At 64.4% G+C, this 17,974-nt stretch carries 21 protein-coding genes; 15 read left to right on the top strand and 6 right to left on the bottom strand.

The features are described 5' to 3' along the window. Positions 1-8 precede the first annotated feature (8 nt). The 5 genes from IEW19_RS16880 to IEW19_RS16860 all read left to right on the top strand — a co-directional run bounded on the left by IEW19_RS16880 (position 9) and on the right by IEW19_RS16860 (position 4,164). A complete protein-coding gene (locus tag IEW19_RS16880) occupies positions 9-314 on the top strand; it encodes a hypothetical protein (protein ID WP_188572757.1) in 306 nt (101 codons plus the stop codon). 238 nt (positions 315-552) lie between these two features. Further along, positions 553-756, top strand: coding sequence for a hypothetical protein (locus IEW19_RS16875; RefSeq protein ID WP_066431794.1), 204 nt, complete (start codon positions 553-555; stop codon positions 754-756). Between the two features lie 427 nt (positions 757-1,183). Next, positions 1,184-2,749: a bifunctional DNA primase/polymerase gene (locus IEW19_RS16870; protein WP_229748537.1), complete on the top strand. Its 1,566-nt coding sequence runs from the start codon at positions 1,184-1,186 to the stop codon at positions 2,747-2,749. A gap of 147 nt (positions 2,750-2,896) precedes the next feature. Beyond that, positions 2,897-3,814 (top strand): ParA family protein, encoded by a 918-nt coding sequence (locus IEW19_RS16865; RefSeq protein WP_188572756.1) that lies wholly within the window; start codon positions 2,897-2,899, stop codon positions 3,812-3,814. Further along, a complete protein-coding gene (locus tag IEW19_RS16860; protein ID WP_188572755.1) occupies positions 3,811-4,164 on the top strand; it encodes a ParB family protein in 354 nt (117 codons plus the stop codon). Before IEW19_RS16865 ends, IEW19_RS16860 begins: the two co-directional genes overlap by 4 nt. Before the next feature lie 41 nt (positions 4,165-4,205). On the opposite strand, the gene IEW19_RS16855 is transcribed toward IEW19_RS16860, so the two are convergent. The 6 genes from IEW19_RS16855 to IEW19_RS16830 all read right to left on the bottom strand — a co-directional run bounded on the left by IEW19_RS16855 (position 4,206) and on the right by IEW19_RS16830 (position 6,552). Beyond that, on the bottom strand, positions 4,206-4,352 hold the full coding sequence (locus IEW19_RS16855; protein ID WP_188572754.1) for a hypothetical protein: 147 nt from the start codon (positions 4,350-4,352) through the stop codon (positions 4,206-4,208). Between the two features lie 26 nt (positions 4,353-4,378). Continuing rightward, entirely contained in the window at positions 4,379-4,651 is a 273-nt protein-coding gene (locus IEW19_RS16850; RefSeq protein ID WP_188572753.1) for a hypothetical protein, read from the bottom strand. A gap of 44 nt (positions 4,652-4,695) precedes the next feature. Next, on the bottom strand, positions 4,696-5,070 hold the full coding sequence (locus IEW19_RS16845) for a hypothetical protein (protein WP_188572752.1): 375 nt from the start codon (positions 5,068-5,070) through the stop codon (positions 4,696-4,698). A gap of 13 nt (positions 5,071-5,083) precedes the next feature. Continuing rightward, positions 5,084-5,392: a hypothetical protein gene (locus tag IEW19_RS16840; protein ID WP_229748536.1), complete on the bottom strand. Its 309-nt coding sequence runs from the start codon at positions 5,390-5,392 to the stop codon at positions 5,084-5,086. Beyond that, positions 5,373-5,708 (bottom strand): hypothetical protein, encoded by a 336-nt coding sequence (locus IEW19_RS16835; protein WP_188572751.1) that lies wholly within the window; start codon positions 5,706-5,708, stop codon positions 5,373-5,375. Before IEW19_RS16835 ends, IEW19_RS16840 begins: the two co-directional genes overlap by 20 nt. 202 nt (positions 5,709-5,910) lie before the next feature. Further along, complete coding sequence (locus IEW19_RS16830; RefSeq protein ID WP_188572750.1) at positions 5,911-6,552, bottom strand: helicase associated domain-containing protein; 642 nt, start codon at positions 6,550-6,552, stop codon at positions 5,911-5,913. A 474-nt stretch (positions 6,553-7,026) separates the two neighbouring features. On the opposite strand from IEW19_RS16830, the gene IEW19_RS16825 reads away from it, so the two are divergent. The 10 genes from IEW19_RS16825 (at position 7,027) to IEW19_RS16780 (ending at position 17,930) form a co-directional block, all read left to right on the top strand. Further along, complete coding sequence (locus IEW19_RS16825) at positions 7,027-7,455, top strand: hypothetical protein (protein WP_188572749.1); 429 nt, start codon at positions 7,027-7,029, stop codon at positions 7,453-7,455. Positions 7,456-7,526: 71 nt separating this feature from the next. After that, on the top strand, positions 7,527-7,802 hold the full coding sequence (locus IEW19_RS16820) for a hypothetical protein (RefSeq protein ID WP_188572748.1): 276 nt from the start codon (positions 7,527-7,529) through the stop codon (positions 7,800-7,802). Between the two features lie 697 nt (positions 7,803-8,499). Next, positions 8,500-9,375, top strand: coding sequence for a MurR/RpiR family transcriptional regulator (locus tag IEW19_RS16815; RefSeq protein WP_188572747.1), 876 nt, complete (start codon positions 8,500-8,502; stop codon positions 9,373-9,375). A gap of 39 nt (positions 9,376-9,414) precedes the next feature. After that, positions 9,415-11,571 carry an outer membrane protein assembly factor BamB family protein gene (locus tag IEW19_RS16810; protein ID WP_188572746.1) on the top strand — a complete coding sequence of 719 codons (2,157 nt, stop codon included), beginning with the start codon at positions 9,415-9,417 and terminating at the stop codon, positions 11,569-11,571. Next, positions 11,568-12,521, top strand: a complete 954-nt coding sequence (locus IEW19_RS16805; RefSeq protein ID WP_188572745.1) for a carbohydrate ABC transporter permease — start codon at positions 11,568-11,570, stop codon at positions 12,519-12,521. Before IEW19_RS16810 ends, IEW19_RS16805 begins: the two co-directional genes overlap by 4 nt. Beyond that, complete coding sequence (locus tag IEW19_RS16800) at positions 12,518-13,348, top strand: carbohydrate ABC transporter permease (RefSeq protein ID WP_188572744.1); 831 nt, start codon at positions 12,518-12,520, stop codon at positions 13,346-13,348. Before IEW19_RS16805 ends, IEW19_RS16800 begins: the two co-directional genes overlap by 4 nt. Positions 13,349-13,396: 48 nt before the next feature. Further along, on the top strand, positions 13,397-14,692 hold the full coding sequence (locus IEW19_RS16795; protein ID WP_188572743.1) for an extracellular solute-binding protein: 1,296 nt from the start codon (positions 13,397-13,399) through the stop codon (positions 14,690-14,692). 2 nt (positions 14,693-14,694) lie between these two features. Continuing rightward, positions 14,695-15,816 carry an ABC transporter ATP-binding protein gene (locus IEW19_RS16790; RefSeq protein ID WP_188572742.1) on the top strand — a complete coding sequence of 374 codons (1,122 nt, stop codon included), beginning with the start codon at positions 14,695-14,697 and terminating at the stop codon, positions 15,814-15,816. Then, positions 15,813-16,427: an HAD family hydrolase gene (locus tag IEW19_RS16785; protein ID WP_188572741.1), complete on the top strand. Its 615-nt coding sequence runs from the start codon at positions 15,813-15,815 to the stop codon at positions 16,425-16,427. The genes IEW19_RS16790 and IEW19_RS16785 overlap by 4 nt, the downstream gene beginning before the upstream one ends. 930 nt (positions 16,428-17,357) lie before the next feature. Next, complete coding sequence (locus IEW19_RS16780; protein ID WP_188572740.1) at positions 17,358-17,930, top strand: recombinase family protein; 573 nt, start codon at positions 17,358-17,360, stop codon at positions 17,928-17,930. Positions 17,931-17,974: the final 44 nt, after the last annotated feature.

The raw sequence follows: 17,974 nt of genomic DNA, 5'->3' as shown, positions 1-17,974 counted from the left end.
CGGCTGCCATGACCACCACACCGCAAGACGCGCAAACCGCAGTCAAGCGCGTTCTGGCTGAGGTGGGCAGGGAAGACGAAGCTGCCTACCGGGTCATCTTTGAAGCAGTGAAGGTGTGCATCGCCGCGGGCATGGAACGTAGGCAGGCCGCCAGATTCTTAGGCGTGAGTCCCCGCCGGATAGATCGTCACGGACAGTATTTTCGGACACTCATGGCGACACGGAACCTGTTCCGTGGCGCTTTCTCGGGGCGCCCCACAGCGGTGGAGGCCGACCAGGTAGACGCCATAGTGCGGCGCGCCTGGAAGCGCTAGAGCACTCTGCCCGAAGCTCCATATCTAAAATTTTCTGAGTTTGTGACATATTTGAGTCATGCCATCTTTGCTCCGTGCACCACGACCGCCCAGGGTGAACCCCTGGCGGAGCGGAGCATGCCAAGGCGTCGCACTGCCAGCTACCGGCAACGGCGACACGCCGACAGCATCCCACTTAAGGGAACCTGATTCCGGTTGCATGGGGTCTGTCCATGGACGACCAAGGAATGAGGACACCATGCCACAGCCCTTCAAAGGCGACCGCCGCAACATCACTGTGCGCGTTCAGGCCGCAGATGCTGAGAAGCTGCAGGCCTTTTCCAACATCACTGGTGATTCCAAGAGTGACGTAGTGGCCCGCTTGGTTATCGACTTCCTGAAGACCATCGACATCGACACAATTTCCGGCCAGGAGGCCCTGCCTATTGCGAAGGCGAGTTAAAGACTGAAGGCCCGCACTAGGCGGGCCTTCAAAAAGTATGGCGTTCAGATCCGAAATCTTGGCGGACGACGATCTGAACTTTCACAAGCTCCCCGCGAGGGGCGCTCCATTCGCTATACCCCGAAGGGAGTAGCTGTTGTCTATGGTACCTGCCGCTGTCGCGGCGTCAACAACTGACGTGCCGCTGTCGGCGCGTCAAGTCACGCCGGAGCTCGCGTGGCGGCTTGCCCGGCTGATTGCGGGAGCCCCGACGTACCGGCGGGGACGATGGATTAGGGGCCGTTTCCAGTACCCACGGCTGCGCGAGGAACCGCCAATCACGGCCACACTCCCCAGACAGCCGGCGGCTGTCCTTGTTCACGGACCGGACGGCTCCGTTACCACTCTTTGCCTCGACCTCGATACCTCCAAAGCTCTACAGGGGGTTGTGGACGACGACGCCAGGCGCCTCGGAGAGCTGCTGGAGAGCTGCGGGATCCGCTACGTCGCGGACTACTCCCCCAGCGGCGGCCGGCACCTGTACGTCCCGCTCGTGGAACGTGTCCCCGCCGCCGAGGCCCGCGAGGTCGTGGAAGCCATGACGCTGCTGGCCCCCAGCCTCGACCCGGGTCCTCACCAGAACATTACGGACGGCTGTATTCGCGTCCCCGGATCGGCGCACAAGTCCGGCGGCCACCAAGTCCTCACCACCCCCCTGCACACCGCCTACGACACGCTGCAGCGCCGTAACAACGCGCAGGCCTGGGCCGCCCTGCGCCGGGCACTGGCCCCGGAACTACGCCGCCGCCGCGACCTGAAGGCCCGGGTGGCCAAGCTCGCCACAGTCGCCACAGCCCCTGGCACCAACCCGCTCCCCTCCGGCGGCAGCCAATCGCCCTTGCGTGTCCTCGCCCGCACCGGCCTGTACGACACCAACCGCTACGCCAGCCCCTCAGAGGCCCGCATGGCAGTCCTCAACCACTTCGCCGCGTGCGGCTGGACCCTGGACCAGGTCCAGCGCGAGATGACCGGTCAGTTCCCCGGCCTGGCTGCCCTTTACAAGAACACCGGCCACCGTGACCGCCTCCTGAACAAGGAGTGGGCGAACGCGTGCGGCTGGGTCCAGAAAAAGCCATCCTCCAAAACTGCAGCGACTAGTTCCCTTATTAACGACACAAGCCACCCTCAACCCACAGGGGGGGCAATCAAAGTCGCCAGCAAAGCTGGCGTGCACCAGCTCGTGAACGATCTTGAAAATGTGCTCTACGCAGTCCTTGACCACCGGCTTAAAGAACACGGTAGAGAGGGCGTAAGCCTGCGGCTACTCCTTCGCGCAGTCCTGGGTTACATGCGAACAATGGAAACCGACGTGCTCGACGTTGGCTGCCGGACCTTTGCCAGCGCACTCGGCAAGCACCACGGCACCATAGCCAGGCTCTTGCGCGCCCTGGAATCGGCATCAGACGGCATCCTGACGAAAGTATCCGACGCCCGGGGCCGCAACGCCGACACCTACCTGGTCCAGCTGCCACAGCACTACGAGCAGCTGGCCCGGGACCTCTCTTGGCGGAGCGGAAAAATCTACGGCATCCGTCCCGTATTCCGCGTGCTGGGCGATGTTGCGGCCTTGTCCTACGAAGCCGTCGAACGCGGCCGCGTCTCCCCCACCACGGCAGACATCGTCCGCTCGACAGCCCTCAGCCGGTCAGCCGTAGACAAGGCCCTGGCAGAGATGGCCGCCCACAACATGGTCCAACGCACCGATGGACGCTGGTTCCTGGTAGCGGCCACCGGCCTCAACGACCTGGCCCGCCGCCTGGGCGCCCTCGATGACGCTGCCGAACAGATCACGAGACACCGCCTGCAGCGCGCCCAGTGGCACGCCTGGCTGGACAGGCACCTCTCCCCCGAGCTATCTGAGACCGAGCTATACGACGCAGAAACCGAAACGCACTGGCTGCCACCGGATGACGACGACGGCAGTTACCCCGGGTACGTATGGAGGGCAGCCTGAGCCACCCCTATTACTGTCACTACTCCTAATGACAGTAATAGGGGTAATGCTTGCAAAGACGGAAAAGACAGTGTTGACTGTAAAAAAGTCTTTGACGGCATTGAAGTTAAAGACAGTAATGACAGTAACGATAGTAGGGCGGGCAAGATGGCAGCTCCAACAGAGTTCGACCGGACGGGCATGGAGCGAATCTGCGGGTTCGTCAACGGCAAGGGAGGAGTCCTCAAAACGACCCTGACGGCTAATATCGGCGGCCTGCTGGCGAGTTTCGGTTGGAAGGTTCTCCTGGTGGATATGGATCCCCAGGGCAACCTCGGCCTCGACCTCGGATACCGCCATGACCCGCAGGACGACGACGGGACAGGTCTCGCGGGGAGCCTTCTTTTCGGCACCACGGTGATTCCGATGAAGGACGTTCGTCCAAATCTGGACGTCGTTCCCGGTGGGAGCGCCCTTGACCAGGCCGCCGCTGCCCTCATCTCCCTCAGTGACCGCAACCGGGCGAAGTTGGCCCTGGCGCAGTCTCTGTCGCCGATCGCCGCAGACTACGACGTCATCCTCATCGACTGCCCGCCCGGCAATGAACCACTCCAGGTCGCCGCGCTAGGTGCCGCGTCATACGTCGTGGTGCCCACCAAGACAGATAAGGCCGGCAGGGAAGGCCTCCTCGGGGTTGCGAACCGCTTGGATACGGTTCTGGACGTAAACCCCAATCTCGACCTCCTGGGCGTCATCATCACCGCCACCTCCTCCACGGCAAAAAACGTCCACCGGACGACCAGGGAAGCAATCACAGAGACCTTCGGGAACGACTCAGTGCTCTTCAAAGGCATGGTCCGCCACGCAGAAGCACCGGCTCAGGCCGCCCGGGACAGGGGAGTGCTCATCCACGAGCTCGAAGAACAGGTCAAAGCCGCGCCTAAGTGGTGGGAGGTCCGCAAAGGTACCGCGGAAGCTGGGCAGAACCAGCCACGGTCCGCCGGTAATGTCGCAGAAGACCTCTACCAAATCACACACGAACTCGTCGCCCGTCTGGAAGCAGCTGAGAAGAGGAACGCATCATGAGCGAATCCACCCGGAACCCCATCGGTCCGCCGCCGCGCAGGCCTGCTGCGGCGCCCGCCGTCCAGAGTCTGGTCAAGGCAAACAGGGTGGCCGCCGCCGAAGCTGCGCCGAAGCCGCAGCCGGCTTCGGCGTCCAAGCAGATCACGTTCTATATGGCGGCCGACGATTTGAAGAGGGCCAAGGCTGCCTATACAGCGACGAGCGGGCAGGAGATGGACCGTAGCTGGTCCGACTTCATCTCGCGCGCAGTCCTCATGGAGGTGGCCCGACGTGAGCGGGTCTACAACGATGGCGAGAACTTCCCGGGTGGCACGCAGAACCTGGCTCCGGGCCGGCGAATCCAGCCCTAATGCCGTCAATACTGTCTTTGACAGTATTGACGGGGGAGGGGCTACTGGTCGGTGCGAATCACGACGAGCTTGTACCCCTCCGGGATCCTTGCGCTTAGGGATTCCCGAGCGGCTTCGTAGCTCTCACCTTGAACGCTGAGGTGGTCGTAGCTGCCGTCGGGAGCTTGGATGGTGCCGGTAATTTCCACCTGACCACCTTAGTCCTGGGCAGCGTCTATGTACTTTCCAAGGCTTCGACTTCCGCAGCGTCGAGAAGTGCCTCCGCCGTGGCGCCCGTTGCGCGGGCTAGGTCGTCGACGGCGTTGAAGTGGGCCCTGGCGAGGGCGATGGCAACCAACTCGAGGTATTCAGCACCGTTGCGCTGTTCCAGATCGCCCAGATAGCCCCGCATGCGCCCTTCCAGGGCGCCGGGGCCTTCCGATTCTTCTGCCGCGAGCCGCGTCAGCGTCAAGGCCGCCAGGGCCGGGCTGTCGTAGATGAGTCCCATGGGCCAACGCTACGCACGCGGGCGGCCCCGTCAAGGGCCGGCCTCTAGTCCCAGCGGTGGGATTCCAGCGCCCGGAGCAGGGGAGCGGAGTCCTTCTCCAGCTGGTCGACGGGACGGGTTCCGGCCAGGGCCCGGGAGGGCGTGGCCATCCAGATCGTGAAGTAGTTGTGCGGCACCTTCAGCTCCATGGCCCGCTGGAACAGTGCTGTGACGACGGGCTGGAGCTGCCCTCCAGGGAGGAACTGAAAGCCCGGGCAGTACGTCCCTTCTCCGATGAAGACCCGCACGAGCTGACGCATGATGGGTTCGGGGTCTTCCATCAGCTCGGAGAGCCGGCGGCGAACCTGATCGAGCGAGGGCAGGGTGAACTCAGCCCGGATGTTGTCCCAGGCTTGTGCAGGAATGGGGTGAGCTGGCACGACTGGCTCTTACCTAGTCGCTGATGCTCTCAAGGAGCCATTGGGTTGTCAGAGGATCGCGCCGAAGCGTGAAGGTGCGCAGTGCGGAATTGGTTCCCAGCCGGACCTGAACCCGCCAGTATTCGACGCTTACGACGTCCCCTGTGCCACGTGCTGCGGTCCGGCGGGTGTTCCACCAGTCGTTCCTGGCGAACCAGTGGACCGGGTCTGCGCCCACGGCCCAGATACGGCCATCGAACCTGACGGCCAGGGGAGCGCCGGCCGCGGTAAAGCGGACGTCGACCTCGACGTCCAGAGTTGTTTCATTCGCTACTGCTGTCACGGTTTACGCGCTCTCCCAAGTTCCTCGTCATCATGTCCTGCCGGCGGGTGACCGCCGAACTCCATACCCAGGTCCGATACGTAATCGGACCGTCCTTCCACATCACTTCCGCGGCCTTCGCCGTCCAGGCGTACACCTCGCCATCGACCAGCTCCGCGCAGTTCGGGAACCGGATCCAGGCCTTCACCGGGATACCGGGGAAGCCGTTCTTGACGGGGAAGTGCTCGAAGTCGAGCTCTTCCACCGTCAGCCCTATCGGGCCTGCGCGTCGCGCATATTGCGCCTGCAGCCGGCTTGCTTGATCCGCCGATCCCATACCACCACTTTAGAACATATGTTCGAATAGACACGCCACGAAAAAGCGGCCGCTTCCGACCGCTGAAGTAATTATGGGCCACCCCTACGACAATCTCCGCCAGTGCGTTCTGGGCGCCCGGTTGCACGCCAGTGGGGACAGCTCTGAGCTGCGCGGAGGGCTCCACCTGACCCCAATGGGCACAACCGGGGCGCATGCCCGGTTAGGGCCGCGCAGGGCGTCCCCGTCCTCGTCCCTGCAGCCAGCCCGGGACTGCGGCGTCGAGCTGGGCGGCTTTGTCGGGGGAGAGGGTGCCTTCCCTGAGCTTCTGCCTTTGGATGTGGATCCACACCCCGAGGGAGTGTTCCTGCTCGGTGGCGTATTTCTGGTGGCGTGGCCAGTCGTTGCCCTCGGCCCGGTAGCGGCGCAGCTCGTCCAGCCTGGCATGCCAGCGTGCTTCGTCTGCAGCTGCCCTGGCGTTGGTGTCCCAGCCGGGAATCCGGGCAAGCCCGTCCCGGTAAACGGCGTGGAGGGTGCCGGCGGCCGCCTCGCTGCGGCGTTGCCTGATCCATGCCTCCATAGAACGCTCTGCCTGGTCATCGGAGCGGCCTCGCGACAGCCGGCCAGCGCCGGTGACCCAGGCAATGACTTCCTCCATCCGCGCCACGGCGGCCACAGACGGCGCTGCCCCTGCGGCCCGGTGTGCCGCTTGAAGCTGGGGGTCCTGGCGACGGGCCACGCGCAGGTGGTAGTCGACGGTCGCAGGCGGGGTGCGGACAAGGGCGGCGATGCGGTCCCGGCCCAGCCCGAGCCGGTACATCAGCACCCACTCCGGGTACGGGGCCTTCCGCAGCAGTCTGTCCATGATGGGGCTCATCCTGCCACGAGGACTCGCGCCGGCGAAGGGAACCGGGCGTGTGCCGCGGCGTCCGGGGAGGGACTGGTTTCCGCTGCGCTCCAACCAGTTATCGGTCGTCCGCTGGCGCGGCCGGCTGTTGGGTCCAGTGCCTCCGTCGCAGAGCTCCGGCTGCCCTGGCCCTGTTGTCTACGTCTTCGACGTTTTTTGGCTGCTGTCCTTCGGATCGTACGTGCCCGCTCCAGCCCGTCTAGCCCCTCCGGTCCTCCGGGGCCTGCGGTGCAGGAAATGTCCCTCCGGCGCTCCTTCGTCGCTTATTTCCTCCGGGAATTTCCCGCCCCTTGCCTTCGGTAGACAGGCCTCCGTCGGGCACAGCTCCGCAAGCTCCGCCAGCAGCCAAAAAACAACGGAGGGAGAGGGGACGCTGGCCGGTCACCTGAGCCGCCCCACCCACCGAATCCTTGGGCAAAAAGGAGCAACACCATGAACGCAATCACCAAGAAGACCGTGACGACGCAGGACACCGACGAAACCATCGACGGCGTGACCGTCCTCGGCGACTACCACCTCAACGGCGGCTACGAGTGGATGGACCTGATCGGCGAACACGGCTGGACCGTCATCCCCGTGTGGGGCGCAGACGGCTGGGACCTGGGCAACTGGCCCTACGTCATGGTCGCCGCGACCCGCACCGCGGACGAGATCGGGAACCTGTTCGGCGTCGCCACCTACTGCGAGGGCGACGTGACCTGCACCTACTACCGGACCAAAGCCCGCCAGTGGGACGCGATCACCGAGCAGGCCTTCTACCACTGGAAGAACGGACAGGCCCACGGCCCGGACGACCTGCCCGAAGCCGCCGCGGAACTCCCGTCCCGCTACCGGATGCCCTTCCGGCCCAACGCCGCCTAAACCACCACCCACAGCCTGCCGGGCGGGACACCGCCCGGCAGGCCCCCAACCCCTCCAAGGAGCCAAGAACCATGACCACCGGCAACAGCATCACCGAAAACCCGGCCCAGACCGTGGTGTTCCTCGAAACCCTCGCCGCCATCGTGCAGAAGTCCCCCGTGACCTACAGTGCCGACGCGGCCGCCGACCTCGCCGCCCACATCCGCGGCATGGCCGAAGCCGTGACCACCGAGGCCCGCGTAGACCCGGGAATCCTCGACACCACCCGCCAGTACGCCGCACTGGACTGGCACAACGAAATCGTGGCAGTCCTCTTCGCCGCCGAACACCGGCCCGGACTCCACTAACCACGGCACGGCGGGCCGGACCAACCACAGGGTCCCGGCCCGCCCCCGGGGTCGGGCGGTCCGCCGCACGTGACCTGGTAACGTCGCTGGTCGCCGGCGGCGGACCGCCATTCACGGCCACGTCCCGGCCCTGGTCCCACATCGGCCCGGCCCGCCCCGGCAGGTGGCCGGCAACGCGGGGAGGGGTGCAACAGACGGTCGTACAAAGGGCATGCTCGCAGGGCTCGCACCCAAGCGGTCGTCCGCTGGCGCGGCCGGCTGTTGGGCCCAGTGCTTCCGTCGCAGAGCTCCGGGATCCCTGGCCCTGTTCTGGGGTGGCTTGTGGAAAAGTGAAATATCCGACGCTGAGGTTTTGCCGGGCGTCGTAGGCCCTGAGCACGTACTACGCCCGCCGTTCTGGAGGATTTACGCTGAGTTGCTGTCTGGTCTTACACCACACCCACCGACCTCCGCGCACGCTAGGAACGAAACCGAAGTGCTGTGCCTCCGCCGCCTAAAGCTGCTCCGGTGCCTCGTCTCCCAGGGGGTGAGTCCGCCGCACCCGGAAGATGTGCCGTATTCCGTGGCCTTTTGCATGGACGCGCGATTCCGGTCACAGCGTGAACGCAAATTTCATAGATGACCATTTTGTGGAATGTTTTTTCTTCGTTTACCTCCGGTGTTCCCGCCCGTTGACTCAGCCACCTAACTTGAAGTTGTGAGCACGCAACAACTCAAAGCCCCCGCCAGGCACCGGGCCCAGTTCCTTGAGTCCGTCCGGGAAAATCTGGCCTCGTTCTCTGCCGTGGAGCTGCGTATCGCCCGCGCCATTCTGGGAGATCCGCAGAACATTATCGATCGGTCGATCGGCCAGTTCGCGGCTGAGGCAGGAGTTTCGTCCGCGTCCGCAGTACGGTTCTGCCAAAGCATGGGCCTGGCCGGTTTCCAGGCCCTCAAGCTGGTCCTGACCCGTGAGTCGCCGTCCGAAACTGTGCAGCTTGCCGATATCGAGGCCGATGACGATGAACGGACCGTTAGCCGCAAGGTGGTTCTCGGTTCTGCCGAGGCGTTACTGTCTGCCGCGGGGAACATTGACCACGGCAGCGTGGCAGAAGTCGCGGCCCGTATCGGCAGAGCACGCAGAACCCTGGTTTTGGGCATCGGCACGTCGGCTCCGTTGGCCGCGGATGTGGCGTATCGGCTTGCCTTGGTGGGAGTCGATGCTGTGTTTGTCGCCGACGCACATGTCCAGAACATCATGGCCAGCCGCCTCACTCCGGAGGATGCCTGCCTGATCGTCAGCCATACGGGTTCCACCACGGAAACACTGGCAGCATCCCGGGCGGCGAAGGCAGCGGGGGCAGCGACGGTGGCGGTCACCAGCTTTACCGGAACACCCCTGACTGACCTCGCTGAGCTGTCAGTGGTGGCGGGTAGTCAGGAAACGGCCTACCGGGTCGATGCCATGACCAGCCGTGTGGTGCATCTGGCTGTACTGGACGCCATCGTGGTTCTGCTGACCCATGGATCCCATCAGCGCATGGCCGCATTGTCCGCCAGCAACGACATCCTCTCCCAACTTCACCGCAGTTAGCGCACTTCCCAGAATATTCCGCTCAATCCTGGAGACCTCATGTCCAAAATCATCACCGGCCGTGTCATCACGGCAGAAGGAATTCCGCTTCCCGGCGTCGCCGTCACAAATGGTCGGGACGTCGTGGCCACCGGAGCGGACGGCACTTTCACTGTCGATCACTTCGGCCCATTCATTACCCTGACCCGTCCCACCGGGTGGCATACGGACCACTGGTTCAGGCGGGTGCCCGCCGATGCCGGCGACAGCGCGGAGATTGTCTTCGAACTGCACGCTACCGAGCAGAGCCTCCCCTACCAGTTCATGCACATCACCGATACGCACATCGACATGGCTCAGCCCGACCAGTGGGCTTTCGACAAAGGACGCCTGACAACGCCTGACCAGCTGAAGGAATTCATTCAGGACCTCCCTCAGCTTTCGCCGGCGAGCCGCTCCGTGATTGTCACCGGCGACCTGGTGGACCACGGATCTCCGGAGGAGTTTGCCGGTTTGCTGGACGCCGTTGCCGGTGCACCGGTTCCCGTCAACCTGGTTCCCGGGAACCACGACCACATGCACGCCGGACGGGCAGGGCGCATTTCCCGCAACAACTACATCGTCAACGATGGCGACCCGGGACTGTACGAGTCGTTGGTGGGCCCGCGGTGGTTCTCCTACGATGTTGCCGGCCTGCACGTGGTGGTGATGGACTGGCACACGCACGAGCTCGGACTGGACCACACGGTCCAGGAGGAATGGCTCAGCAATGATCTCGCGGCCGCCGGGGACGACACCCCCTATATCCTGTGCATGCATGACCAGCCGGGGCACCCGGTCATGGACCGGCTCCCGCGGAAGCCGCTGGCCACCTTCTCCGGCCATTGGCACACGTCCCGGGTGGTAGACATCGACGGCGTCCTGCACGTCAACAGCCCCACCCCGTTTTTTGCCGGCCTGGACTATTCCCCGCCAATGTTCCGCGAAGTGGTGTGGGACGGTACCAGCCTGGAGCTGAACTCCCGCACCATGCCGGCCCACTACCTGCACAACCCGGAACACGCGTTCGACGTCGACAAGGCCACCGTCGCAGGATATGACGCCAAATCCGGCAGTTCCCTGGTCCGCTGGCGCCACCAGCTGGCCGGTGCCGGCCACCGCGCCGGGCTCACCCTGGCGGGGGACCGGATCTTTGCCGGCTCCCAGATTGAGGACCACCCTGCCGGGACGGTAGAGGCGCTCGACGCCGAAAGCGGCCGGCTCCTGTGGTCGGCGTCCACCGGGTCCGCCGTCAAGACGCGTCCGGTCCTGGCCGGCGAGGTCGTGGTGGTTGCCGAAGTTAGCGGTGCGGTAGCGGGCCTGGCTGCCGGAACCGGTGAGCGGCTGTGGACCACGCCCTCCACGGACCCGTACCGGCGCTTCGCCTGGCAGTCACCAGTGGAATCGGCAGGCATCGTAGTGCTCGGCGACCAGAGCGACCTCCGCGCCCTGGACGCTGCCACCGGAGAGGTCCTGTGGCGGCGCACCGATCTGTCCCCCCACCACAACATCGTCACGCATTCCAGCCCCGCGATCGTGGGCACCATGGTGATGGTGGGGTTCTGGCCGACGCCGAACTCCCCGATCGCCGTCGACCTCCACACCGGGAAGTCCATCTGGCCCATGCCCCTACTGCAGGACGACCCGTGGGACGCCGCCCGGAACCTCCGGGTCACCGGGACCGCGGCCTACGACGACGGCCAGGACAGCTTCCTGGTACCGGCGATTTCCAGCACAGCCAAGCTGGACCGGAAGACCGGCTCCGCGCAGTGGACCGTGCAGCATGAAGGCGGCTACAGCCCCTCCACCCCGGTCATCACCCCGGCCGGATACGTGGTCACCGTGACCGGCCGCGGTCTCCGCATGCTGGACAAGGACACCGGCGGGCAACTGTGGGATGCAGCAGTGGATGGGCTGGCCCCGTTCCCCATGACCGCCTACCGCATGAAGGCAAACCCCGTCATGGCCGCACCCGCCTACGAAGAGTCCAGCGAAACGTTGCTGCTGCCAGGGCTCGACGGCGTCATCCGCCGCTTCGGCCTGGACGGCACCCCGGCCGGGACGTACGACGTCGGGGTCCCCCTGGCGGCCCCGCTGGTGGCCGCCGGGGGCGGCAGCTACCTCACGGTGGGAGTCGACGGCGGGCTGCTCGCCCTTGATCTGGGAGCCGGATCATGAGCCTGCTGACGCGTTCGGCGGCGAAGGTCGCAGCCGCAACGCCGGCTCCCGGAGGCGGGCCAGCCAAGCAGGCCCCCACTTCTGGATACTCCCGGCAGCCCCTGACACCGTATCTGTTGCTGCTGCCCGCCCTGGCGGCCCTGTTGCTGTTCGTCTACGGGCCGGCCCTGTTGTCCCTGATCGGGAGCTTCTTCGTTATCCCGTTGTCCGGGGGTTCATGGAAGTACGCGGGCTTCAATAATTACCTAAAGGTTTTTGCAGATCCGTTGATCCATCAGGCGGCGTGGAACACGCTGGTGTATTCGCTGGCCACGATCATCCCCTCCATTGTGCTGGGGCTGTTGCTGGCGTTGCTCATGGAAAAGATGGGCCGCGGGAGCTGGCTCGCCAAGACCGCCCTCATCCTGCCCATGACGGCGAACATGGTGGCCATGGCCGTGGTGTTCAAATGGATCTTCGCGTTCCAGGGCGGTTTCGCTAACCAGCTCCTCGGGATCGCCGGTCTCGCCCCGGTGAACTGGCTGGATGAAGCCGATACGTCATTGTTCACCGTTATTCTGCTGGGGCTGTGGCGGGCTACGTCCCTGTGCATGTTGCTGTTCATGGCAGGGCTGACCACCATCCCGTCCTCCATCCACGAAGCGACGGCCGTCGAAGGAATCCGGGGTTTCACCAAGCTGCGGACGGTCATCCTGCCGATGCTTCGGCCCACCGTGGTGTTCGTCACGGTCCTGTCCATCACCGGCGCGGTCCAGGTCTTTGAAATCGTCAACGTCATGACCAAGGGCGGTCCGGTGGGAAGCTCGGAAACCGCCATGACCGCGGCCCACAAGGTGGGCTTCGAGTACTTCCGGATCGGCGAAGCATCCGCCATCTCCTTCATCCTGATCGCCCTGCTGCTTGCCGTCGGCGTCATCGGACGTCAGCGGCGTACGAAGGAAACATCATGACCACATCGAACAAAGTCCACACAGCGCTGGCTACGGCCCTTGGCATCATGGCGGCCGCGCTTGCACTGTTTCCCTTCTACTGGATGCTCCGGACGGCAGTGGCCCCCGCGGAGGGCCTGACCACCACGGGCCTGAGCCTCATCCCCGGCGAATTCGATTTGTCGAACTTCATTCGGGCCTGGGACAAGGCGAACCTGGGCCAGGCCATGCTCAACGGCATCGCGGTAACGCTCGGCATCCTGGTCCTCCAACTGCTGACCTGCATTCCCGCCGCCTACGCCTTGTCCAAGTTCAGGTTCCGGGGAGCCGGCTTCATCCTCGGCCTGGTGCTGGCCTGCCTCCTCATCCCGAACCAAGCCACCATGATCCCGACCTTTGTGGGGCTGAACCTGCTCGGCCTGGGCGATACCCGGCTGGGCCTGGTGCTGCCATTCGTCACGAGCGCCATCGGCATCTTCATGCTGCGCCAGCAGATGATGGCCGTGCCGGACGCCATCATGGAGGCGGCAAAGACCGACGGGCTGGGCCCGCTGCGGACCCTTGTCTCGGTGGTCGTGCCGATCGCGGCCCCGTCAATAGCTGCCTTCTCTATGCTGTCGATCTTCACCCACTGGAACGACTACCTTTGGCCGCTCCTGGTGGCACGCAGCCCGGACATCATGACCCCGCCACTGAGCCTTGCAACTTTCCAGAATGCCGACACCGGCTTCGACTACCCCGCGCTCTCGGCCGCCGCCGCGATCGTGACCGCACCCGTGATCATCCTCTTCCTCCTCGCCCAGCGACACTTTGTCCGCGGCATGGCCGGCACCGAAGTAGCCGGCTGACTCCGTAACCCTCCGACTGCAGACCCCCACTTACACGAAGGACCCCCCATGCGCCGCAAAATCCTTGCCACCGCCGCACTCGCCACAGTGACTGCCCTAAGCCTCTCGGCCTGTGGAGGTGCTGAGTCCGGCTCTGGCGTCTCTGTCGCCACGGCAGCCGCCATCGACCAGTGCAAGCCGGAGGAAACCTCCATCAAACTGGCGTTCGCCCCCCAGGGCACGCCCGCCGTCGAATACGCAAAGAAGGTTATGGAACAGAAATTCCCCGGACTTAAAATCGATGCGGTCGCCGCCCAGAGCGGCAACTATTCCGACCTCACCAAGCAGATCGTCGCGGATTCAGCCGTGGGTAAGCGGCCGGACCTGATCATGACGGGCCTGGGTCAGCTCCGGTTCTGGACAGACAGCTACAACCCCGCGCCGCTGGACCCTGCAACACTTCCTGAGGGTTACCAGAAGCAGTTCCTGACGGCCGGGGAAGTCAACGGCACCACGTATTTGGCACCGTTCCAGATCTCCACGCCCACCATGCTGGTCAACAAGAAAATACTGGCTGAAGCAGGCATTACCGATCCTGCATCCATCAAGGACTTCGCAGCACTGGAGGACGCTGCCAGGAAGGTCACCGCGAAGACCGGCAAGCCCAGCATCAACATCTCTTCGGATGACCTGCCGGACTGGTTCTCGCAGGCACTCGTGCAGTCTTCCGGCGAAAAGTACGTGGCCGAGGACGGCTCGTTCGGCTTCGACACCCCCAAGGGCCGCGAGGCCATCGGGCTGCTCTCGCGCCTGACGCAGGACAAAGTGTCCCTGAATGTGGGCATGAACGAAGGCCAGGCACAGTTTGCCGCGGGAAACCTGGCCTTCCACATGGCCACGACGTCCCGCATCGCGCAAATTGCCAAGCAAGCTCCGAAGGACCTGGACTGGGCACCGATCGACCTGCCCGGGCTCAACGGACCCGCCGGTGACCTGCCTGCGGGCGGCAACGGCTGGGTGGTCATCTCCGAGGACTCCTGCAAAGCAGCATTCTCACAGGCAATGATCACCGAAATGCTCACCAAGGAAGCCTCGCTCCTGAGCAGCGGCAAGGACTACAGCTACATCCCGGTCAACAAGCTCGCCACCGAAGAACTCCTCAAGGGAGACAACATCGCTCCCCAGATGCGCTACGCGTGGACCTATGACAAGCCGCTGACGGTATGGGGCGGCTTCGAAGGAGCCCAGACGGCCCAGATCATCAACACCGTCCGCACCATGATGGAGCAGCTTGCCACCGGCAAGCCCGCCGACGACGTTGTGCCCGCCACCGCGAAGTCCATCAACTCCATGCTGGGTAAGTAACCATGACAGCGATTGAACTGACCAACATCACCAAGCGCTTCGGCGACGTGACGGCGCTCGACGGCGTCACTCTGTCCATCCGGGACAGGGAGAATCTCTCCATCCTGGGACCCTCGGGATCCGGCAAGTCCTCCCTGCTGCGGATCATCGCCGGGCTCGAACACCCGGACGAGGGCACCGTGGAACTGGACGGAAAGGATCAGTCCGGTGTGCCCGCCCACCAGCGTGACGTGTCGATCGTTTTCCAGAACTTCGCGCTGTATCCGCACCTGTCATCTCTGGGCAACATCACCCTCGGGCTGCGCCACGGCCTGGGCCTGTCCAAGCAGGAGGCAGAGACGCGGGCACGCGAGGTTGCCTCCCGGATGCGGGTCGAGGAACTGCTTCACCGGCGTCCGAAGGCGATGTCGGGCGGCCAGCGCCAGCGCATTGCCCTGGCGCGCGCACTGGCCCGGCATGCCGGCGTTGTACTCCTCGACGAGCCCATGTCCGGACTCGATGCCCAGCTCCATATCTCGTTGCGCGCCGAAATCCACCAGCTCATCAGCCAGGAGGGCGCCACGGGCGTGACCGTCACCCATGACCAGCAGGACGCCATGTCCATGGCCGACCGCATTGCCGTGATGGATAACGGGCGCATCGTGCAACTGGGCACTCCGGACGAGCTCTACGATTCTCCCGTTTCAGCCTTCGTTGCCGGGTTCATCGGTGCGCCGCCGATGAACCTCCTCTCCTCGGTCCGCACGGAATCCGGGGCGATGGAGACGGCCTACGGACGGGTGTCCACGGACGTCAGCAGCGCAGCCCTGACGGGCGACGTTGTCCTGGGCGTCCGGCCCGAGGACGTCCGCCTTGGACGGCCTGAGCACGGCAACGCCTGGACTACGGAAGGCGAAGTGATCCTGGTCGAGCCCAACGGCCCGCTCAGGACCGTTCATGTGGACCTGGGCGGCTCGGTGCTCCTCCTGTCCTGCCGCTCCGCTGAGCGCCCGCAGCTGCATTCCCGTGTTGCGGTGTGGTCTGATCCGGAGAAGATCCACGTTTTCCACGGCCCTGGCGGGCTCCGGGCGGGCATGGCCTCCGAACTGGGACTGACAGCCGCTGCATTGTCGGCCGCCGTATGAAATACCTTTTCGACTGGAACGGCACCATTGCCGACGACGCAGGCCGGGCCTGTGATGCAACCAATGCGGCGTTGCGGCTGGTGGGAGGACAGGAGATCAGCCCGGATCAGTTTGACCGCAAGTTCATGCTGCCGATGGACGAGATGTTCGTGAAGCTTGGCGTTCGCGCCGGAGACGTCCCGGCCGCCATAGCGGAATGGAACGCGGCCATGGCTTCGAAGCCAGCGCCCCTGCGCGCCGGTACGGCGGGCTTTCTGGCCGAGCTCAATGCGGCCGGCGAGATGTGTGCGGTCATATCGGCGGCAGGGCCCGGGTACCTGCTCGCCGAACTCCGGTCCTTTGACCTCGAGGACCGGTTCGGCGCGGTTGTTACTGAAGCCGCGGACAAAGCCCGGGTGCTGACGGAGCTCCGGGACGGCGGCGAAGCCCTGTACTTCGGCGACACGGAGTATGACATGCGCTGCGCGGCGGAAGCCGGCTGTGTCCCCGTGGGGGTGCTCAGCGGTTACTGCCCGGAAGAACGGCTTGTCGAGGCGGGAGCCGAACTAGTGGTGCGCGACTTCGACGAGTTCAGGGCCACCGGCCTGGCCCGCCGGCTGATGGCTGCCTAAAAGCTGCGAAGCGGTGGGCCGTTACTTTTGGGCGGCCCACCGGTTGTGCCCGGGGGCCTCAGGCAGGTTCCACCAGGAAGAACGTGGGAAACTTCGCGCGGATGTAAGCGCCCCGCCGACGCGGCCAGATCCTGCTCCGCTGGCCTCATGGGTCGTGAATTCGTGAAATATCGGACGTTAGCGTTGTGCTGGCGTGTTCGCCCGGGATGTTAGCGAGCGGCGGTTCAGTTTGTCGGCTACGGCTCAGCTGGGGGTGCCCCTATAACTTCTGGCAAGGTATTGAGTGTCTTCGCGGTTCATAAAAAGGTTCCGTCGCTGAGCATCGCGAACCGCACGTTGCAGCTGTTTGAGCTGCTCCCGGACCGTCCGGGCACAATTCGCCCCTGCCCCTGCCCCGGACGCGGGACCTGTGGCCGGCCCCGCTGCCCTGTCTGACGGCACACCAAAAGAATTAGCATCTTTCGACACTGTCTGCTCCCTTTGTTCACGGTCCCAGCTGAGCCTGGAATCCGGGCACGGAGCCGACCCCGCAATTCAGGAAGAAGACACCGCACTTAAGCGAATTCTAACGACGGCGGGTTCTTTTGTCTGCAATAGGGTCTATCGTGACGTCCCCGCCCGAATACTGCCCCAAGGACCGTGCCTCGCCGTGCGCGACGGCGTTCTGTGCTTTCCGGAGCCCGGGCCTCCGGGACGAGAATTGGTGACCCGCGCAGCGCGCCGGGTAATCCGGTCGAATTATGGGAACAGCGCGTCGACCAATGCGCGTAAAAGTAGCGCTAAGCCATTGTCGGATGGGTACGGTAACGATCGTTCGCAAGACACATCAAGGGCGTTTTCGCAGAGTGCGGAACTACGAGGCCAATTTTGTAATGCTTCGCGTGTACCCTCCTATGTAAGGTCCAACCGGGTTACTGATACATTTTTGGGATGCGAATCGGATACGGACGTGTCTCCACCCATGACCAGCACCCCGAAGCCCAGCACGACGCCCTGACAGCGGCCGGCTGTGAGCAGATCTTCATTGACACAGCCTCCGGGAAACTCGCCCGCAGGCCCGAACTCGACAAAGCGCTGCTCTCCGCCAACCGGGCAGGAGATCAGCTCGTCGTCACCAAACTCGACCGGCTCGGCCGGTCGCTGGAAAACCTCATCGATTTATCCAACACGCTGCAGGTGCGTGGTGTTGACCTGGTCGTCCTTGACCAGGGCATAGACACATCCACAGCCATCGGACGCATGTTCTTCCAGATCCTCGGCTCGATCGCCGAGTTCGAACACGCCCTGATGTCCGAACGGACCCGCGACGGCCTCGCCGCCGCCCGAGCGCGGGGCAGGACCGGCGGGCAGAAACCAAAACTAGGCCCCCGCCAAGTCAAGCTGGCCCGCGAAATGTACGATGAAAAAGGCCCCGACGGAAAACGGGCCCACACGGTCGAGCACATTGCCCAGGAATTCGGCGTCACCCGGCCCACCATCTACCGCCACCTCGCCAAACCATGAACAGTAGGCCCCTGCGCGCCACAACCGAACGACGGCACGGCCGT

This window comes from Arthrobacter liuii (genome assembly GCF_014639275.1).
In the GTDB taxonomy this organism is placed as follows: domain Bacteria; phylum Actinomycetota; class Actinomycetes; order Actinomycetales; family Micrococcaceae; genus Arthrobacter; species Arthrobacter liuii.
The sequence above is the reverse complement of the archived record's forward strand: the minus strand, read 5'-3'. Positions and strand labels throughout refer to the sequence as shown.